This window comes from Brenneria tiliae, from assembly GCF_023347575.1.
In the GTDB taxonomy this organism is placed as follows: Bacteria; Pseudomonadota; Gammaproteobacteria; order Enterobacterales; family Enterobacteriaceae; genus Brenneria; species Brenneria corticis.
This window is the reverse complement of the sequence record NZ_JAKPCB010000100.1, coordinates 134,789-152,881: the sequence shown is the minus strand read 5'-3', so window position 1 is coordinate 152,881 and position 18,093 is coordinate 134,789. Positions and strand designations below refer to the sequence as shown.

Below are 18,093 nucleotides of genomic sequence, written 5' to 3'. Positions count from 1 at the left end.
CTGGCGAACGGCGAGCTGGAAGGTGGTGGAGCGGCAGGGACAGCCAGCAAAAAGCCGCCAGATCGCTCTGGCGGCTCGGATGGCGGCTATCGCGCCGGTGTGGAACTTACTGCAACAACGCTTTAGCCTTCGCCACCACGTTATCCACGGTGAAGCCGAACTCTTCAAACAGCAGCTCTGCCGGAGCGGACTCGCCGAAGCTCGTCATCCCGACAATCGCGCCGTTCAGGCCGACATACTTGTACCAGTAGTCCGCAATGCCCGCTTCGATCGCCACGCGCGCCGTCACCGCCTGCGGCAGCACCGCTTCACGGTAGGCCGCATCCTGCTTGTCGAACGCGTCGGTGGACGGCATCGACACCACGCGCACCTTGCGCCCTTCCGCCGTCAGCTTGTCATAGGCGCCCACCGCCAGTTCGACTTCGGAACCGGTGGCAATCAGGATCACATCCGGCTGGCCACCGCCGTCTTTCAGCACATAGGCGCCTTTCGCCACATCGGCCAGCTGCTGGGCGGTACGATCCTGCTGAGCCAGATTCTGACGCGACAGTATCAACGCCGTCGGGCCGTCCTGACGCTCAATGGCATATTTCCACGCCACCGCGGTTTCCACCTGATCCGCCGGACGCCAGGCGCTCAGGTTGGGCGTCACCCGCAGGCTGGCCAACTGCTCAACGGGCTGGTGAGTCGGACCGTCTTCGCCAAGACCGATGGAGTCATGGGTATAGACGTAAATGCTGCGGATTTTCATCAGCGCCGCCATGCGCACCGCATTACGGGCGTATTCCACAAACATCAGGAAGGTAGCGGTATAGGGAATAAAGCCGCCGTGCAGCGCGATACCGTTGGCAATCGCCGTCATGCCGAATTCACGCACGCCGTAGTGGATATAGTTGCCGGCATGGTCTTTATCCAGCGATTTGGAACCGGACCAGATGGTCAGGTTGCTTGGCGCCAGATCGGCGGAGCCGCCGAGGAATTCCGGCAGCAGTTTACCGTAGGCTTCCAGCGCGTTCTGCGAGGCTTTACGGCTGGCGATCTTCGCCGGGGTCGCCTGCAACTGTTCAATGAATTTCTGCGCGTCGGCCTGCCAGTTATCCGGCAGGGCGCCGTCGGTACGGCGCTTGAATTCCGCGGCCAGATCCGGGTAAGCGCTGGCATAGGCGGCAAAAAGCTCATCCCAGGCGGCTTCTTTACGCTGGCCGGCGGCTTTCGCATCCCACTCGGCGTAAATCTCCGCCGGAATTTCAAACGGCGGGTACTTCCATCCCAGCTGTTCGCGGGACGCGGCGACTTCGCCGTCGCCCAGCGGCGCGCCGTGGGAATCGTGCGTGCCGGCCTTGTTCGGCGAACCGAAACCAATCACGGTTTTACACAGCAGCAGTGACGGCTTGTCGGTCACCAGCCGGGCCTCGCTGATAGCGCGCTTGACGGCCTCCGCATCGTGTCCGTCCACGCCGCGTACCACATGCCAGCCGTAAGACTCAAAACGCGCGGCGGTGTCGTCGGTAAACCAGCCCTCGACATGGCCGTCGATAGAGATGCCGTTGTCATCGTAAAACGCGGTCAGCTTGCCCAGCTTCATGTTGCCCGCCAGCGAGCTGACTTCGTGGGAAATCCCTTCCATCATGCAGCCATCGCCCAGAAAGACATAGGTATGATGGTCGACAATCTCGTGGCCGGGACGGTTAAACTGCGCCGCCAGCGTACGTTCGGCAATCGCCATGCCGACCGCGTTGGCGATGCCCTGCCCCAGCGGCCCGGTGGTGGTTTCCACCCCGGCGGTGTAGCCGTACTCCGGATGACCGGGGGTTTTGGAATGCAGCTGACGGAAATTTTTCAATTCTTCGATGGGCAGATCGTAACCGGTGAGGTGCAGCAGGCTGTAAATCAGCATGGAAGCATGGCCGTTGGACAGCACGAAGCGGTCGCGGTTGGCCCAGTGCGGATTGGCGGGGTTATGGTTAAGGTAATCGCGCCACAGGACTTCGGCGATATCCGCCATACCCATCGGTGCGCCCGGATGACCGGATTTGGCCTTTTGCACCGCATCCATGCTCAGCGCACGAATAGCATTGGCAAGTTCTTTACGAGAGGACATGCTTTACTCCAGATCGGATTGAACAGATGCCTTGACAGGCATATGGTATACTAATCAATACGTTAGCTAATAAAGACAAAGAAAAGATGACTATAAATGTACATTAAAATCAAGGTGAATGCACTTGGAACCGTGAGCAAAAAAGAGGATTTCATCTCATTTTTCCGACCGGGCGAATAGCCGGCAATAACGGCGGTCATCGGGCGCCATAGCGGCCGTGCGCAGAATCCGCGTCGTCACGCAGATCTTTTTATAAACGCAGTTTTCGGTTATGTTCATGCTCGTTTATCGTTAACGCCATATAATCCGCGCGACGATTCGCCGTTACTCACCGCTAATTCACTTAATGACTATCGTAGGGAGATGATTTTATGAATATTCGTACCTCCGCGCTGGCGCTCTGTATCGCCACATCGCTGAGCGGTTGCCAAAACCTGGACACCAGTACGTTAATGCAGTCCGGCGCCCAGGCCTTTCAGGCGGCGACCCTGAGTGATGAACAGGTAAAAACGCTCAGCAATCAATCCTGCGAGCAAATGGATAAAGAAGCCCAAATCGCGCCTGCCAGCAGCACCTACACCAAGCGTCTGAATAAAATTGCCGATGCGTTAGGCCACGATATCAACGGCACCCCGGCCAACTACAAGGTCTACCAGACAAAAGACGTGAACGCCTGGGCGATGGCTAATGGCTGCATCCGCGTTTACAGCGGTCTGATGGATTTGATGACGGATAATGAAGTCGAGGGCGTTCTGGGCCATGAAATGGGGCACGTCGCGCTCGGCCACTCCCGCAAGGCGATGCAGCTGGCTTACGCGGCGACGGCGGCGCGTACGGCTATCTCTTCAACCGGCGGCGTCGCCGCCTCGTTGTCGCAGTCCCAGCTTGCCGATCTGGGTGAAAAACTGGTCAATGCGCAATTCTCGCAGGTACAGGAAAAGCAGGCCGATGACTATTCGTTTGAGCTGTTGAAGAAACGCGGCATCAAAACCGAAGGGCTGGCGACCAGCTTTGAGAAACTGGCCAAGCTGGATGCCGGACATCAAAGCAGCATGTTTGATTCACATCCCCCGTCGGAAGAGCGCGCCAAACATATTCGTGAGCGTATTGCCGCTGAAAAGTAACGGTTCCGAATTTAATAATAATTAGCCGTTGAAAACGTCCGTCCGGCGCCTGACACATTCAGGCGCCTTAAATGAAATCCGTCCCCTGGTTCCCCGCCGCTGAACTGAAGTCAGGGATAAAATGATAGAAAACACCAATTAAATAAATTGGTTCAATAGTTATTAATATCAATTAATCTATTCAGACTTTTGCTGGCAACGGGCTAAATTGATGTATTTTAAAGATAGCAATGATTTTACAAATCAAGCATACTATATGCTCATGGGTATCGTCGGCTTTTACCAATATAATCATAACGATATAAATCAAACGTTTTTCCATTCCACGTTTTTCAAGATATTCATTGCCTTAAAGATTTAAAACCACTTTAGAGTAACAATTTTTTTACGGTTGAGTGACACGGGCAGCATTAATAACCACTGTTGGTTTATGTTCTTCTTAAAAAATAAACTCTTATGTGTTAAAAATCATGGATGTCAGAATTTTCAGCAAATGTCATTTTACTATCGTAGGCTTACGAGAGGTCCTATCCCGCTCCCCTACGCTATATGTAAGGCCTGCTTATAGGTTTACCCTGCCTCATGCAAGAACGAACGGTATTTTTATCATTGACGGCAGCAGCGAAGGGTTTGAAGAATATTATGAATCGGTAAGAACCTCTTTTTACAAGACGGCCTCGTTATTCATTATCATCAATAACTCCCCTTATCATCCTCCGGTGTGTATTGATGAAAAAACCATGCTTATTTCTAAATCATCACCGATAGATTTCTTTTATAAACTACTGGATTTTATACCGCCGCAGAACCCGCACGTTCTCAATCCCGTCAGGCTATCCAAATCCGAGCAGGCTGTTTTTCAATATTGGACTTCGGGCTATACCGCGGAATCAATTTCAGAAATCATCGGGCTAAATAAAAAGTCGGTATTGAACAGTAAATCAAGATTACTGAATAAATATGGCGTACAGGATAAGAACTCGTTACTGCTTATCGCCAAAATTCTCTTCAGAGACGGCGTCGCGGAGCAGCCGTCTTATTTCTCTGAATCAACAAAAAATATTACCGTTATGGGTTCGCTGGCGCTAAGGTGAAAAGGATGTGCCTAAGCACATCCCCTGCCGATAAGCCGCTACTCGTCTTCCAGATAGGTATAGCCGTAAAGACCGGTTTCAAACTCTTCCAGGAACTGCGCCTGAAGGTCCGCATCCAGTTCGGTGGCTTTTACCTGATCGCGGAAACGGGCCATCAAGACTTCCGGATCGAGCTGGACATATTCCAACATGTCGGCAACCGTATTGCCTTCGTCCGACTCCTCAATCTCAACCGAGCCATCCTGGAAAACGAATACGTCGACCGTGGCGGTGTCGCCAAACAGGTTATGCATATTCCCCAGAATTTCCTGGTAGGCGCCGACCATAAAGAAACCCAGTAACGGCGGATTATCGGGGTCGTACGGCGGCATCGGCATCGTCGTCGCAATACCGTCGCCATCCACGTAATGATCGATGGAACCGTCCGAATCACAGGTAATATCCAGCAGTACGGCGCGGCGCTCGGGCGGTTTATCCAGCCCTTCCAGCGGCATGACCGGGAACAGCTGATCGATGCCCCAGGCATCCGGCATCGACTGGAACAGCGAGAAATTGACGTACAGCTTGTCGGCCATGCGCTCCTGCAGCTCATCGATAATCGGCCGGTGGGCGCGATTACTGGGGTCCAACTGCCGCTGAATGTCCTGACAGATGCTCAGATAAAGCTGTTCCGCTTTCGCCCGCTGGGTTAAGTCCAGCATGCCGTGCGTATACTGGGTATGCACATCGTGCAGGTCCATCTGGCTGTCATGCAGCCACTCGCGCAGCGAACGGCGCTTGCCCGGCTGTTTGATTTCCTGCCAGGTCGACCACAGGCTTTCCAGCGCGCGCGGGGCGTCCGCTTCGGGCGCCGTAGGTTCGCTGAACTCATTACGCTCCACGCCGATAATATTGGAAACCAATACGGTGTGGTGCGCCGTCACCGCGCGGCCCGACTCGGTGATCACCGTCGGATGGGGCAGCCCATGTTCATTGCAGGCGTCGCCGATGCCCCAGATAACATTGTTGGCATATTCATTCAGACCGTAGTTCACCGAGCAGTCCGACTGGGAGCGGGTGCCTTCATAGTCCACCCCCAGACCGCCGCCGACGTCGAAGCACTGGATATTGACCCCCAGCTTGTGCAGCTCAACGTAGAAACGGGCGGACTCGCGCACCCCGGTGGCGATATCGCGGATATTGGCCAACTGCGAGCCGAGGTGGAAATGCAGCAGTTGCAGGCTATCCAACCGTCCCACCGCGCGCAGCGTTTCAACCAGTTGCAGAACCTGCACCGCCGCCAGACCGAATTTGGATTTTTCGCCGCCGCTGGACTGCCATTTGCCGGAACCTTGCGAAGCCAGGCGGGCGCGAACGCCGAGACGGGGCACTACGTTCAGGCGCTCGGCCTCTTCCAGCACCAGCTTAATCTCGGACATTTTTTCAATGACCAGGTAAACCTTGTGCCCCAGCTTTTCGCCGATCAACGCCAGACGGATATACTCGCGGTCTTTATAACCGTTACAGACGATCACCGTGCGCGTCATTCCCGCGTGCCCCAGCACCGCCATTAACTCCGCCTTTGAGCCCGCCTCCAGCCCCATGGGTTCGCCTGAATTGACCAGCGACTCGATCACGCGGCGGTGCTGATTGACTTTGATGGGGTAGACCAGAAAGTAGCCGCCCTGATAGCCAAAGGCTTCGCGCGCCCGTTTAAACGCCCCATTAATGGAGCGCAGACGGTGCTGGAGAATTTGCGGAAAACAGAACAGCGCGGGCAGGCGCTGATGGTTCTCCTCCTGCAGATCTTTAACCAGCATGGCCAGATCGACGCGGGCTTCCGGCACATCCGGATCCGGACAGACGCTGATATGCCCCAACTCGTTGACGTCGTAATAATTATTGCCCCACCAGGCAATATTATAGGTACGAAGCATTTCGCTGGCATTGCGGTCATTCATGGCAACCTCCTGCATGGAGCGCAAATTTTCATGTTTACCCGTCGCTGACGAGCCGTGATGAATCATGTCGTCAGACATAACGAACCTCTATTAGTGTAAAACACGTTGTCAGACTCCGTGGTCCGGGTCAGTGAAACTGGTTGTGAAAAATCACCGGGAAATCATTGCCAGAGGAGCGTCGCATGCGTCTGGCTCAGGAAATAAACGACGGGTTAGCCGGCCCTGGAGTCCTGCGTCGCATTCAGCGACAGGCAACTTCGAGCCAACAAAAAGAAGGGTTGAGCAGCTGACGCCATAGCGTCAAAAGAAAAGCGTTGCGAGCGCAACACACTCAGTAAACAACGGATCATTAATCCTATCACCTCCACGTGCGCCGCAAGGTCCGGGTATGCGGTCAGCCTTAAGCAAACGGTTTAGTATATCACATCACGGCCAACAAACCGCTCGCCGTTTATACCGGGATGACGGCGGAAAAGCAAAATGAAAATATCCCGGCGGCCGACCTCCAGCAGCCTGAAAGATGACGGCGATGGACGGCTAAAACTAAAAACTGCTGGCAATAGTGCCAAAATGTGACCTAGAATAGCCATCCAGATGTTAATCCATCTATACCGATTCACTGATACACTGCTTAACGGCTTTGATTTGAAGGTAAAGAAACTCATGGCTAAACACCTTTTTACGTCCGAGTCCGTCTCTGAAGGACATCCTGACAAAATTGCTGACCAGATTTCCGATGCGGTCCTTGACGCCATTCTGGAGCAAGATCCCAAGGCTCGTGTCGCTTGCGAGACTTACGTAAAAACCGGCATGGTGTTAGTCGGTGGTGAAATCACGACCAGCGCCTGGGTAGATATTGAAGAAATTACGCGCCGCACCATCCGCGATATTGGCTACGTTAATTCCGAAATGGGTTTTGACGCCAACTCCTGCGCCGTGCTGAGCGCCATCGGCAAGCAATCTCCCGATATCAACCAGGGCGTTGACCGTACCGACCCGCTGGAGCAGGGCGCGGGCGATCAGGGCCTGATGTTTGGCTACGCGACCAACGAAACCGATGTGCTGATGCCGGCGCCGATCACCTACGCCCACCGTCTGGTGCAGCGCCAGTCCGAAGTGCGTAAAAACGGCACGCTGCCGTGGCTGCGTCCGGACGCGAAAAGCCAGGTCACTTTCCTGTATGACGACGGCAAAATTGCCGGTATCGATGCCGTTGTGCTGTCCACTCAGCACTCGGAAGACATCGCTCAGCAAGATCTGCATGAAGCGGTGATGGAAGAGATTATCAAACCGGTGCTTCCGGCCGAATGGCTGACTGCCGGCACCAAATTTTTCATCAACCCGACGGGGCGTTTCGTTATCGGCGGCCCGATGGGCGACTGCGGTCTGACCGGGCGTAAAATTATCGTCGATACCTACGGCGGCGCGGCGCGTCACGGCGGCGGCGCGTTCTCCGGCAAGGATCCGTCAAAAGTCGACCGTTCCGCCGCTTACGCCGCGCGCTACGTGGCGAAAAACATTGTCGCCGCCGGTCTGGCCGAGCGCTGCGAGATCCAGGTGTCCTACGCCATCGGCGTGGCTGAACCGACCTCCATCATGATCGAAACCTTCGGCACGGAAAAGATTTCAACCGAGCGGCTTACCCTGCTGGTGCGTGAATTCTTCGATCTGCGTCCATACGGCCTCATCAAGATGCTGGATCTGCTGCACCCGATCTATCAGGATACCGCCGCTTACGGTCACTTCGGGCGCGAACATTTCCCGTGGGAAAAAACCGATAAAACCGCGCAGCTGCGTGAAGCCGCCGGTTTGTAAGCGGGTTTTCTGCTTTCCTGTTGTCGTCCTTGCGCAGGTGGCCCAATTCCGTCATCCCCGAATACCACCGGTCATCCCCGCGGCAGTAGGCGGGGATCTGCTTCCGCTAGCGGTTCGGTGTTGCCGGAGATGCCCGCTTTCGCGGGCATGACGGGGAAATGGTAATTACGGGGAAAACCGGCATGACGAAAAATAGTCGTTCCCCTTGTAATTCCTCCTCGGCCCCAGCCTATTGCACGGCTTCGCCACTCGTTTTATGCTCCCTCCCATGAACACACCGAGAATTCCCATTGCCCATCACCAGGCGGTAATGCGTTGCCTGCGCGATAAGCTCCAACTGGCCAATACGGCTTTGGACACCCATTATCCCGAACCCGCTGTCAACTATCAGCAGCGCGGTTCCACCGCCGGCACCGCCTGGCTACAGCACTGGGAAATCCGCCTTAATCCTGTTTTATTGCAGGAGAACCAGCAGGCTTTTATCGATGAAGTCGTCCCGCACGAACTGGCGCATCTGCTGGTATTCGCCCGCTTCGGCAAAGTGGCGCCGCACGGCCAAGAGTGGCGCTGGATGATGGAGCATGTGTTACAGACGCCAGCCAGACGGACGCATCGCTTTGCCGTGCAATCCGTGCAGGGTAAAACCTTCCCCTACCAATGCGCTTGCCGGCAACATGAATTAACCGTGCGCCGCCATAACCGCGTACTGCGCGGCGAAACAGAATATCGCTGCCGGCATTGCGGCAGAACATTACGTTTTATCGTAACAAATTCTATTTAAAAGAAAATTTTCAGTTTAAAAAACTGCGTTTTGCATTTGCCTGCCGCAGTCTCATCCGGTAGTCTGCCTGCTTTGTTGATTGTGGATTATTTGGAATATGCTACGCAAAACACTGATTATCGCCGCGGTCGGACTGGGCCTGATTTCCGCCACCGCCTTTAGTCAAAACATTAATAATTTCTCGCAGGCAAAGGCGGCGGCGGTAGAGATAAATCAGGGCGCGCCGGGTTCGTTTTACTGCGGTTGCGACATCAAATGGCAGGGGAAAAAAGGCATCCCGGATCTCGCCTCCTGCGGCTATCAGGTAAGAAAAAGCGAGCTGCGCGCCAACCGCATCGAGTGGGAACACGTGGTTCCCGCCTGGCAGTTCGGCCACCAGCGCCAGTGCTGGCAAAATGGCGGCAGGAAAAACTGCAGCCGGGATCCGGTATACCGTGAAATGGAAACCGACCTGCATAACCTGCAACCCGCCATCGGCGAAGTCAACGGCGATCGCGGTAATTTCATGTATGGTCAATGGAACGGCGGAGAAGCGCAGTACGGCCAGTGCGAGATGAAAGTCGATTTCAAAAACAAGCTGGCGGAACCGCCGGCCCGCGCCCGCGGCGCCATCGCCCGTACCTATTTTTATATGCGAGATCGCTACCAGTTGCGTTTATCCAGCCAGCAAACCCGATTGTTCGAGGTCTGGGACAAGCAATTCCCGGTAACGCAGTGGGAGTGCACCCGCGACCGGCGCATCGCCGCGAAACAGGGGAATCACAACCCTTACGTTCAACAGGCTTGCCAGCGATAGCCTGTCTACCTACTATAGCTATTCGTCCGTAAAACCACCGCGCGCCGCCGGTGGTTTGCCGCTATTGGACCCGCTCGGTCCGATGCGGATTACTACATGATAAAGGTCACAACATCAGTATGCGAATCCCGCGCATTTTTCATCCTGAAACGCTGCCGCTCGCGGGCGGCGAAGTCGCACTGAGCGAAGATGCCGCCAACCACGTTGGGCGCGTTCTGCGTATGAGCAGCGGCCAACCGTTGCAATTATTCGACGGCAGTAATCACATCTTTGATGCCGAAATCGTGCTGGCGGATAAAAAAAATGTGCGCGTCCGCGTCGCTGAAGGTAAGTTGGAAGATAAAGAGTCGCCGTTACGCCTGCATCTTGGGCAGGTCATCTCGCGCGGCGAAAAAATGGAGTTCACCGTTCAGAAATCCATTGAGCTGGGCGTGAACGTGATTACTCCCCTGCTTTCCGAACGCTGCGGCGTAAAATTGGACGCGGACCGTCTGGAAAAGAAGCTCGTCCAGTGGCGCAAAATCGCCATCGCCGCCTGTGAGCAATGCGGCCGCAACCGCCTGCCGCAAGTGCGCCCCGCCATGACGCTGGAAGCCTGGTGCGCCGAGCAGGATGCGGCGTTAAAACTCAATCTGCACCCGCGGGCGACGCAGAGCATTAATACCTTACCGTTGCCGGTAAATCAGATTCGGCTGCTGATCGGCCCGGAGGGAGGGCTTTCCGCCACTGAAATTTCGATGACCTCAGAGTACGGATTTACCGACATCCTTTTGGGGCCTCGCGTATTGCGCACAGAAACTACCGCGCTCACCGCCATTACCGCCTTACAGGTACGTTTCGGCGATCTGGGGTAACAGGAGAACATAATGATCAAACTCGGTATCGTGATGGATCCTATCGACGCCATCAATATCAAGAAAGACACCAGCTTCGCCATGCTGCTGGAAGCGCAGCGCCGCGGCTGGGAACTGCATTATATGGAGATGAACGATCTCTATCTGCATGCCGGCGTTGCCCGCGCCACCACCCGCCGCCTGAACGTTCAGTACGACTATGACGGCTGGTATGATTTCTCCGGCGATCAGGACATCGCGCTGGAGGAATTGGATGTGATTCTGATGCGTAAAGATCCGCCGTTCGATACGGAATTTATTTACGCCACCTATATCCTGGAGCGCGCGGAAGAGCAAGGCACGCTGATCGTCAATAAACCGCAGAGCCTGCGCGACTGCAACGAAAAGCTGTTCACCGCCTGGTTCCCGCATCTGACGCCCGATACCCTGGTTACCCGCAGCGCGGATAAGCTGCGTCAGTTCCACCAGAAACACGGCGACGTAATCCTCAAGCCGCTGGACGGCATGGGGGGTGCCTCGATTTTCCGCCTGAAGCAGGATGACGCCAACGTCTCCGTCATCATTGAAACGCTGACCGAGCATGGCAGCCGCTACTGCATGGCGCAAAATTACCTGCCGGAGATTAAAGAGGGCGATAAGCGCGTGCTGGTGGTGGACGGAGAACCGGTACCCTACTGTCTGGCCCGTATTCCCAAAAGCGGGGAGACGCGCGGCAACCTGGCCGCCGGAGGACGTGGAGAAGCGCGTCCGCTGAGCGAAAGCGACTGGCGCATCGCCCGCGACGTGGCGCCGACGCTGAAGCGGAAAGGCCTGATTTTTGTTGGTCTGGATATCATTGGCGATCGTCTGACGGAAATCAACGTCACCAGTCCGACCTGCGTACGCGAGATCGAAGCGGCCTACCCGGATGTTTCCATCACCGGTATGCTGATGAATGCGATTGAAAAACGTCTGGCTGCGCGCAACAGCTGATGCATTCCGGCGCCAGCTTCAGCCGGAACGTATAAACGTCCGGCTCGTCTTTGGTCGACGGGCCGATTATCAAACGCCGACAGAGATCGATAAAAACACATAATGAACTTACAGCATCACTTTCTCATTGCCATGCCAGCGCTCCAGGACCCGGTATTCAGACGTTCTGTGGTCTATATCTGCGAGCATAATGAAGACGGCGCCATGGGGCTGATCGTCAACAAGCCCATGGAACAGTTCACGGTGGAAAATGTGCTGAAAAAGCTGAAGATAGCGCCAACGCCGCGCGATCCTTCGATCCGCCTGGACAAGCCCGTTTTTGCCGGCGGCCCCCTGGCGGACGATCGCGGATTTATCCTGCATACGCCCCGTGCCGGGTTTGCCTCCAGCATCGGCATTTCAGCGGAGACCATGATCACCACTTCGCAAGACGTGCTGAAGACATTGGGAACCGCGCAGCAGCCGGAAAACATCCTGGTGGCGCTGGGCTATTCCGCCTGGGAAAAAGACCAGTTGGAAAGCGAACTGCTGGATAACGCCTGGCTGACCACGCCGGCGGATAAAGAGATCCTGTTTCACACCCCGATTGCCGAACGCTGGCGCGCGGCGGCTAAAAAGCTGGGTGTGGATATCCACAATATCGCCGCCGAAGCAGGACACGCCTGATGGCGAGCCGCACCATTCTCGCCTTTGATTTCGGCACCAAAAGCATCGGCGTGGCTATCGGCCAGGAAATAACGCGCACCGCCCGTCCGCTGACGTCGTTTAAAGCGCAGGACGGCGTACCCGATTGGCAAAAAGTGGCGAAGCTGTTGTCCGAATGGCAACCGGCGCTGGTCGTCGTCGGGCTGCCGCTCAATATGGACGGCACCGAGCAGCCGCTCACCGCCAGAGCGCGAAAGTTCGCCAACCGCCTGCATGGCCGTTTCGGCGTGCCGATCGAGCTGCATGATGAGCGGCTGAGCACGGTGGAAGCGCGCGCCGATCTGTTCGATCGCGGCGGTTTCCGGGCGCTGGATAAAGGCAGCGTGGATGCCGCATCGGCGGTTATTATTCTGGAAAGCTGGTTTGAGGCGCAAAACCCGTAGCGATAGGGCAGGCGGACGGTGGGTATCCATGCGTTAGCGACGGCCCGAAGGGTGGCGGCCATGGATGGCGGCACGCCACAAAAAAACGCTACCACTCAGGCGAAAGAGAAGTTACACATCCGGGTACTCACGGATAAAACGTTCAACGTCATTCACCATCGACTCCGTTCCCACAAAGAAAGGCGAACGCTGGTGCAGCTTATCCGGGATAATATCCAGAATACGGTTTTCGCCGTCGCTGGCTTTACCGCCCGCCTGTTCCGCCAGAAACGCCATCGGATTGCATTCGTACAGCAGACGCAGTTTGCCTTGCGGGTAGCTCGCGGTGCTCGGATAGAGATAAATCCCGCCCTTCAACAGGTTGCGATGGAAGTCGGCGACCAGTGAACCGATATAGCGCGAGGTATAAGGGCGCAGCGTCGCTTCGTCCTGCTCCTGGCAGTACTTGATGTATTTCTTCACGCCCAGAGGAAATTTAATGTAATTCCCTTCGTTGATGGAGTACATATTCCCTTTTTCCGGGAAATGAACCTTTTCATGAGACAGGCAGAATACGCCCAGAGACGGATCGTAGGTAAAGGCATGCACGCCGTGCCCGGTGGTGTACACCAGCATGGTGGAGGAACCGTAGACAATATAGCCCGCCGCAACCTGCTTATTGCCCGGCTGCAGGAAGTCCTCTTCCGTTACCGAGACACCCAGAGGGGTGGTACGGCGGTAAATGGAGAAGATAGTGCCAACGGATACGTTGACATCAATGTTGGAAGAGCCGTCCAGCGGGTCCATCAACACCACATATTTGGCGTTTTCAGCCCGATCGCCTTCAAAAATGACGATCTCGTCCTCTTCTTCAGAGGCGATGCCGGCGACCTCGCCCCGCGCTTTTAACGCCGCTTTCAACTTCTCATTGGCATACAGATCGAGCTTCATCTGTACTTCGCCCTGAATATTGGAAATGCCGCTGGCGCCTAAAATATCAACCAGTCCCGCTTTGTTGATATCGCGGTGGATAATTTTGGCACCCAGTTTAATCGCTGACAACAGCGCGGTAAGCTCACCGGTGGCATGAGAGAAATCGTGCTGTTTTTCGACGATAAATTCGCCTAACGTTTTCATAACACTATTCCAGAGTCTGCGGATGAAAAGCGGTTTATTGGTATACCGCCAACGTTTGCGCATGCAGTGTAGCCCAAAGAGAAAGTGAGTACCTAGTCAAATCCATTTCTTATGGCGGATTCATAGCGTTAGAATGTGCGCAATCACATTGTATAAATGGAAACTGTATGCGTATTCATATTTTAGGTATCTGCGGCACCTTTATGGGCGGTCTGGCGCTGCTGGCCCGTTCATTAGGACATCAGGTAACAGGCTCAGATGCGAACGTTTATCCTCCCATGAGTACCTTACTGGAAGAACAGGGAATCACGCTGATTCAGGGATACGACCCGGCGCAACTCGATCCCGCCCCCGATCTGATTATAGTGGGCAATGCGATGACGCGAGGGAATCCCTGCGTTGAAGCCATGCTGGAACAGGGGCTGCCTTATGTCTCCGGCCCGCAGTGGCTGCATGATGATGTCCTGCGCCACCGCTGGGTGATTGCGGTCGCCGGTACGCACGGCAAGACCACCACGGCGGGCATGGTTACCTGGATCCTGGAAGATTGCGGCTACCAGCCGGGGTTCGTGATTGGCGGCGTGCCGGGAAACTTTACCGTCTCGGCGCGTTTAGGCGCCAGCCCGTTTATGGTGGTCGAGGCCGACGAATATGACTGCGCCTTCTTTGATAAGCGTTCCAAGTTCGTTCATTACAGTCCCCGCACCCTTATTCTGAATAATCTGGAATTCGACCACGCCGATATTTTCGACGACCTGAAAGCCATCCAAAAACAGTTCCATCACCTGGTGCGTCTGGTTCCCGGCAGCGGGAAAATCATCCTGCCGGCCAACGATGTTCATCTGAAGCAGGTGATGGCGATGGGATGCTGGAGCGAGCAGGAGCTGGTCGGTGAAGACGGCGTGTGGAATGCGAAAAAAGTGACTACCGACGCCAGCGAATACCAGGTTTACCTGAACGGCGAGCCGGTTGGCGAAGTGCATTGGGATCTGGTCGGCGAACACAATATGCACAATGGGCTGATGGCGATTGCCGCGGCGCACCACGTGGGCGTGCTGCCTGCCGACGCCTGCCGCGCCCTGGGGGGATTCGTCAACGCCCGCCGCCGCCTTGAATTACGCGGCACCGAGCACGGCGTTAGCGTTTATGATGATTTCGCCCACCACCCTACCGCCATACTGGCGACGCTGGCCGCGCTGCGCAGCAAAGTCGGCGGGACGGCGCGCATTCTGGCGGTGCTTGAACCGCGCTCCAACACCATGAAGATGGGGATGTGCAAAAACGAACTCGCGCCGTCGCTGGGCCGCGCCGACGAGGTCTTTTTGTTCCAGCCGCAGCATATTCCCTGGCAGGTCGCCGAGGTGGCGGAAGCCTGCGTACAGCCCGCGCACTGCAGCGCCGACGTCGATACGCTGGTAGAGATGATTGTGAAAACCGCACAGCCGGGCGATCATATTCTGGTCATGAGCAACGGGGGCTTCGGCAACATCCATAATAAACTGTTGGATGCATTGAAGAATAAAGCGCTGGCGGAAATCAACGAGGATAAATAGCGGGGCAGTAAAAAGGACGGTAATCCGCTTTCTGCGGCCCCCCCCAACCCTCCCCTTCGCAGGGGAGGGAGCACGCCCCACCCCCTGGCAAGGGGGTGTCTGGGAGGGGGTTACCCGTCCTTTTCCAACTCTAATCAGGCATCAAACGGATCGCGCAGGATAATGGTTTCGCTGCGATCCGGACCGGTAGAGATAATATCCACCGGAACGCCGGTCAGTTCTTCTACGCGTTTGATGTAGTTCAGCGCCGCCTGCGGCAATTTATCGCGCTGTTGCACGCCGAACGTGCTTTCGGACCAGCCAGGCAGGGTTTCATAGATCGGCTCGATCCCTTCCCAGCCCTCGGCGGCCAGCGGGGTGGTATCCACTTCGCTGCCGTCCGGCATACGGTAGCCGACGCAGAGTTTGACTTCTTGCAAGCCGTCCAGCACGTCCAGCTTGGTCATACAGAACCCGGACAGCGAGTTGATCTGTACCGCGCGGCGAACGGCAACCGTGTCCAGCCAGCCGGTACGGCGGCGACGGCCGGTGGTGGCGCCGAATTCGTTGCCTTTCTCGGTGAGGTAATCGCCGACGTCATCAAACAGCTCGGTCGGGAACGGACCGGCGCCGACGCGGGTGGAATAGGCTTTGACGATGCCCAGCACGTAATCAACGTAACGCGGGCCCAGGCCGGAACCTGTCGCCACGCCGCCGGCGGTGGTATTCGAAGAGGTCACATACGGATAGGTGCCGTGGTCGATATCCAGCAGCGTGCCCTGCGCCCCTTCAAACATCACAAATTCGCCGCGCTGATGCGCCTTGTACAGCAGATCGGACACATCGACCACCATGCCGGTCAGGATGTCGGCGATCGCCAGCACGTCATCCAGCACTTTCTGATAGTCGACCGCTTCGACTTTGTAATAGTTAACCAGCTGGAAGTTATGGTATTCGACTATCTCTTTGAGCTTGACGGCGAAGGTTTGTTTATCAAACAGATCGCCGACGCGCAGCCCGCGGCGGGCGACTTTATCTTCATAAGCCGGACCGATGCCGCGCCCCGTCGTGCCGATGGCCTTCGCGCCGCGCGCTTTTTCACGCGCGTTATCCAACGCCACATGATAAGGAAGAATCAACGGACAGGCTTCGGAAAGCAGCAAACGCTCGCGTACCGGGACGCCGCGCGCTTCAAGATCCGTCATCTCTTTCAACAATGCGTCAGGCGCCAGCACCACGCCGTTAGCGATGATGCTAACCACGTTTTCACGCAGAATGCCCGAGGGAATTAAATGAAGAACGGTTTTTTCACCGTTGATAACCAGAGTATGGCCAGCATTGTGGCCACCTTGGTAGCGCACAACATATTTAGCCCGTTCAGTCAGCAGGTCAACGACCTTACCTTTACCTTCGTCACCCCATTGGGTGCCCAGTACGACGACGTTCTTTCCCATCTCAAGAATCACCAGGTTGCTTAAAAAAGGATTCTAACATCTCATTTGCTCGTTTTCAGTACTTTTAGCACACGTTTGCGCACATTTTTCCGCGCTATTTTAACCGCCCATGCGGCTACGCAACATATAGTAGATCACACATCCGGCAACCACTATTCCGCCGCCAAAACGCCGTAACGTGTTATCAGGCAACTGCGCCATCGCCAAAATCATCCGCCGCCAGATCCGGGGAAACAGCAAGGGCCCCAGCCCTTCGATAATCAGCACCAGACCCAGCGCCATCCACACGGTTGCGTTCATAAAAACTCCATATAAAAATCGCCGGGAGCGATTTTAAACGTCGCTTGCGACGGCCCAAAGGGGGACAAGCAGGAAGCCCGTCATAAAAAAAGCCCGTAAATACGGGCTTTAGGCAAATTTTCTACAGTCAGCGATTAACGACGGAGCGTCGTTTCCGGCGATTTCATATAGCGGAAGAAATCGCTGTCCGGGCTCAGCACCATCACGTCCTGATTAGAACTGAAGCTACTTTCATAGGCGCGCAGGCTACGAATGAAAGAGTAGAAATCAGGATCTTCGCTGAAGGCCTGGGCAAACAGTTTCGCCGCTTCCGCATCGCCTTCACCACGGGAAATACGACCCTGGCGCTCGGCTTCCGCCAGCGTACGGGTTACCTCGTAGTCGGCCGTCGCTTTTAACTTCTCGGCCTCTTCCTGACCCTGCGAACGGTGGCGACGCGCTACCGCTTCACGTTCCGCACGCATACGTTGGTAGATGGCGTCGGACACTTCGGTCGGCAGATTAATCTGCTTGATGCGCACGTCGATAACTTCGATACCCAGCGCCGCCATACTGTTCGGGTTAACGTGCGGCTGAGCGCCGGTGGTTTCCTCCGCAACGCGGGCCGCGGCCGAAGCAATGGCGTTATCGGCTTCCGTGGTCTCGCCGGTACCGGTGTTCAATGCGTCACGCACATCGGTCATCAGTTGGCCGCGCGAATCGGTAACGATGCCTTTTAAATCCAGACGGCCAATCTCGGAACGCAGACGGTCGCTGAATTTACGTTTCAACAGCACTTCCGCCTGAGAAACATCGCCGCCGCCGGTCGCCAGGTAGTAACGGCTGAAATCGCTGATGCGCCATTTGATATAGGAATCGATAATCAGGTCTTTCTGCTCTTTGGTGATAAAGCGGTCGGCCTGATTTTCCATGGTCTGAATACGGGCATCCAGCATCTTCACCGAATCAATGAACGGGATCTTGAACTGTAATCCCGGGGCATAGATCAGCGGTTTGTTTTCATCATCGCGCAACACTTTGCCAAAACGCATCACGATGCCACGCTGGCCTTCCTGCACCACAAACAGTGACGCATAGACCACCACCAGTACCAGGATCAGGATAAATAGTAAGGGCTTACGCATTA

Annotated in this window: 17 protein-coding genes; 10 read left to right on the top strand and 7 right to left on the bottom strand. The window is 55.6% G+C overall.

The genetic code is table 11. The annotated features are described in order from the left end of the window. Positions 1–106: 106 nt before the first annotated feature. Positions 107–2,101 carry a transketolase gene (gene tkt / locus MFP24_RS15950; protein WP_249231353.1) on the bottom strand — a complete coding sequence of 665 codons (1,995 nt, stop codon included), beginning with the start codon at positions 2,099–2,101 and terminating at the stop codon, positions 107–109. A 371-nt stretch (positions 2,102–2,472) separates the two neighbouring features. Here tkt and loiP point away from each other — a divergent pair, with 371 nt between their 5' ends. Both loiP and MFP24_RS15940 read left to right on the top strand, forming a co-directional pair. Then, positions 2,473–3,225 carry a metalloprotease LoiP gene (gene loiP, locus MFP24_RS15945; RefSeq protein ID WP_249231354.1) on the top strand — a complete coding sequence of 251 codons (753 nt, stop codon included), beginning with the start codon at positions 2,473–2,475 and terminating at the stop codon, positions 3,223–3,225. A gap of 470 nt (positions 3,226–3,695) precedes the next feature. Continuing rightward, entirely contained in the window at positions 3,696–4,319 is a 624-nt protein-coding gene (locus tag MFP24_RS15940) for a LuxR C-terminal-related transcriptional regulator (protein ID WP_249231355.1), read from the top strand. A gap of 38 nt (positions 4,320–4,357) precedes the next feature. Here MFP24_RS15940 and speA read toward each other — a convergent pair whose 3' ends face one another. Together speA and MFP24_RS15930 are read right to left on the bottom strand one after the other, a co-directional pair. After that, positions 4,358–6,337, bottom strand: a complete 1,980-nt coding sequence (gene speA / locus MFP24_RS15935; protein WP_249231356.1) for a biosynthetic arginine decarboxylase — start codon at positions 6,335–6,337, stop codon at positions 4,358–4,360. Positions 6,338–6,672: 335 nt separating this feature from the next. Beyond that, positions 6,673–6,924 (bottom strand): hypothetical protein, encoded by a 252-nt coding sequence (locus tag MFP24_RS15930; protein ID WP_249231357.1) that lies wholly within the window; start codon positions 6,922–6,924, stop codon positions 6,673–6,675. Between MFP24_RS15930 and metK the strand changes: the two genes are divergently transcribed. From metK to ruvX, 7 genes are all read left to right on the top strand, one after another. Then, positions 6,923–8,074, top strand: coding sequence for a methionine adenosyltransferase (gene metK, locus MFP24_RS15925; RefSeq protein ID WP_249231358.1), 1,152 nt, complete (start codon positions 6,923–6,925; stop codon positions 8,072–8,074). The two genes, MFP24_RS15930 and metK, sit on opposite strands and share 2 nt — an antisense overlap. 268 nt (positions 8,075–8,342) lie before the next feature. Continuing rightward, complete coding sequence (locus tag MFP24_RS15920) at positions 8,343–8,855, top strand: SprT family zinc-dependent metalloprotease (protein ID WP_249231359.1); 513 nt, start codon at positions 8,343–8,345, stop codon at positions 8,853–8,855. A 97-nt stretch (positions 8,856–8,952) separates the two neighbouring features. Continuing rightward, positions 8,953–9,651: a deoxyribonuclease I gene (endA, locus tag MFP24_RS15915; protein WP_249231360.1), complete on the top strand. Its 699-nt coding sequence runs from the start codon at positions 8,953–8,955 to the stop codon at positions 9,649–9,651. A gap of 119 nt (positions 9,652–9,770) precedes the next feature. Next, positions 9,771–10,505 carry a 16S rRNA (uracil(1498)-N(3))-methyltransferase gene (rsmE, locus tag MFP24_RS15910; protein ID WP_249231361.1) on the top strand — a complete coding sequence of 245 codons (735 nt, stop codon included), beginning with the start codon at positions 9,771–9,773 and terminating at the stop codon, positions 10,503–10,505. A 12-nt stretch (positions 10,506–10,517) separates the two neighbouring features. Further along, on the top strand, positions 10,518–11,477 hold the full coding sequence (gene gshB / locus MFP24_RS15905; RefSeq protein WP_249231362.1) for a glutathione synthase: 960 nt from the start codon (positions 10,518–10,520) through the stop codon (positions 11,475–11,477). Between the two features lie 102 nt (positions 11,478–11,579). Continuing rightward, on the top strand, positions 11,580–12,143 hold the full coding sequence (locus tag MFP24_RS15900) for a YqgE/AlgH family protein (RefSeq protein WP_249231363.1): 564 nt from the start codon (positions 11,580–11,582) through the stop codon (positions 12,141–12,143). Beyond that, positions 12,143–12,565: a Holliday junction resolvase RuvX gene (gene ruvX, locus MFP24_RS15895; protein ID WP_249231364.1), complete on the top strand. Its 423-nt coding sequence runs from the start codon at positions 12,143–12,145 to the stop codon at positions 12,563–12,565. Before MFP24_RS15900 ends, ruvX begins: the two co-directional genes overlap by 1 nt. 111 nt (positions 12,566–12,676) lie before the next feature. Here ruvX and fbp read toward each other — a convergent pair whose 3' ends face one another. Continuing rightward, the gene (gene fbp / locus MFP24_RS15890; RefSeq protein WP_249231365.1) at positions 12,677–13,681 is read right to left on the bottom strand and encodes a class 1 fructose-bisphosphatase; all 1,005 of its coding nucleotides are present in this window, start codon (positions 13,679–13,681) and stop codon (positions 12,677–12,679) included. Between the two features lie 167 nt (positions 13,682–13,848). On the opposite strand from fbp, the gene mpl reads away from it, so the two are divergent. Next, complete coding sequence (mpl, locus tag MFP24_RS15885; RefSeq protein WP_249231366.1) at positions 13,849–15,234, top strand: UDP-N-acetylmuramate:L-alanyl-gamma-D-glutamyl-meso-diaminopimelate ligase; 1,386 nt, start codon at positions 13,849–13,851, stop codon at positions 15,232–15,234. A 134-nt stretch (positions 15,235–15,368) separates the two neighbouring features. Here the strand turns inward: mpl and MFP24_RS15880 are convergent, their stop codons facing one another. The 3 genes from MFP24_RS15880 to hflC form a co-directional block, all read right to left on the bottom strand. Continuing rightward, entirely contained in the window at positions 15,369–16,667 is a 1,299-nt protein-coding gene (locus MFP24_RS15880; RefSeq protein ID WP_249231367.1) for an adenylosuccinate synthase, read from the bottom strand. 99 nt (positions 16,668–16,766) lie between these two features. Continuing rightward, positions 16,767–16,967 carry a DUF2065 domain-containing protein gene (locus MFP24_RS15875; protein WP_249231368.1) on the bottom strand — a complete coding sequence of 67 codons (201 nt, stop codon included), beginning with the start codon at positions 16,965–16,967 and terminating at the stop codon, positions 16,767–16,769. Positions 16,968–17,101: 134 nt separating this feature from the next. Then, the gene (gene hflC / locus MFP24_RS15870; protein ID WP_249231369.1) at positions 17,102–18,091 is read right to left on the bottom strand and encodes a protease modulator HflC; all 990 of its coding nucleotides are present in this window, start codon (positions 18,089–18,091) and stop codon (positions 17,102–17,104) included. Positions 18,092–18,093: the final 2 nt, after the last annotated feature.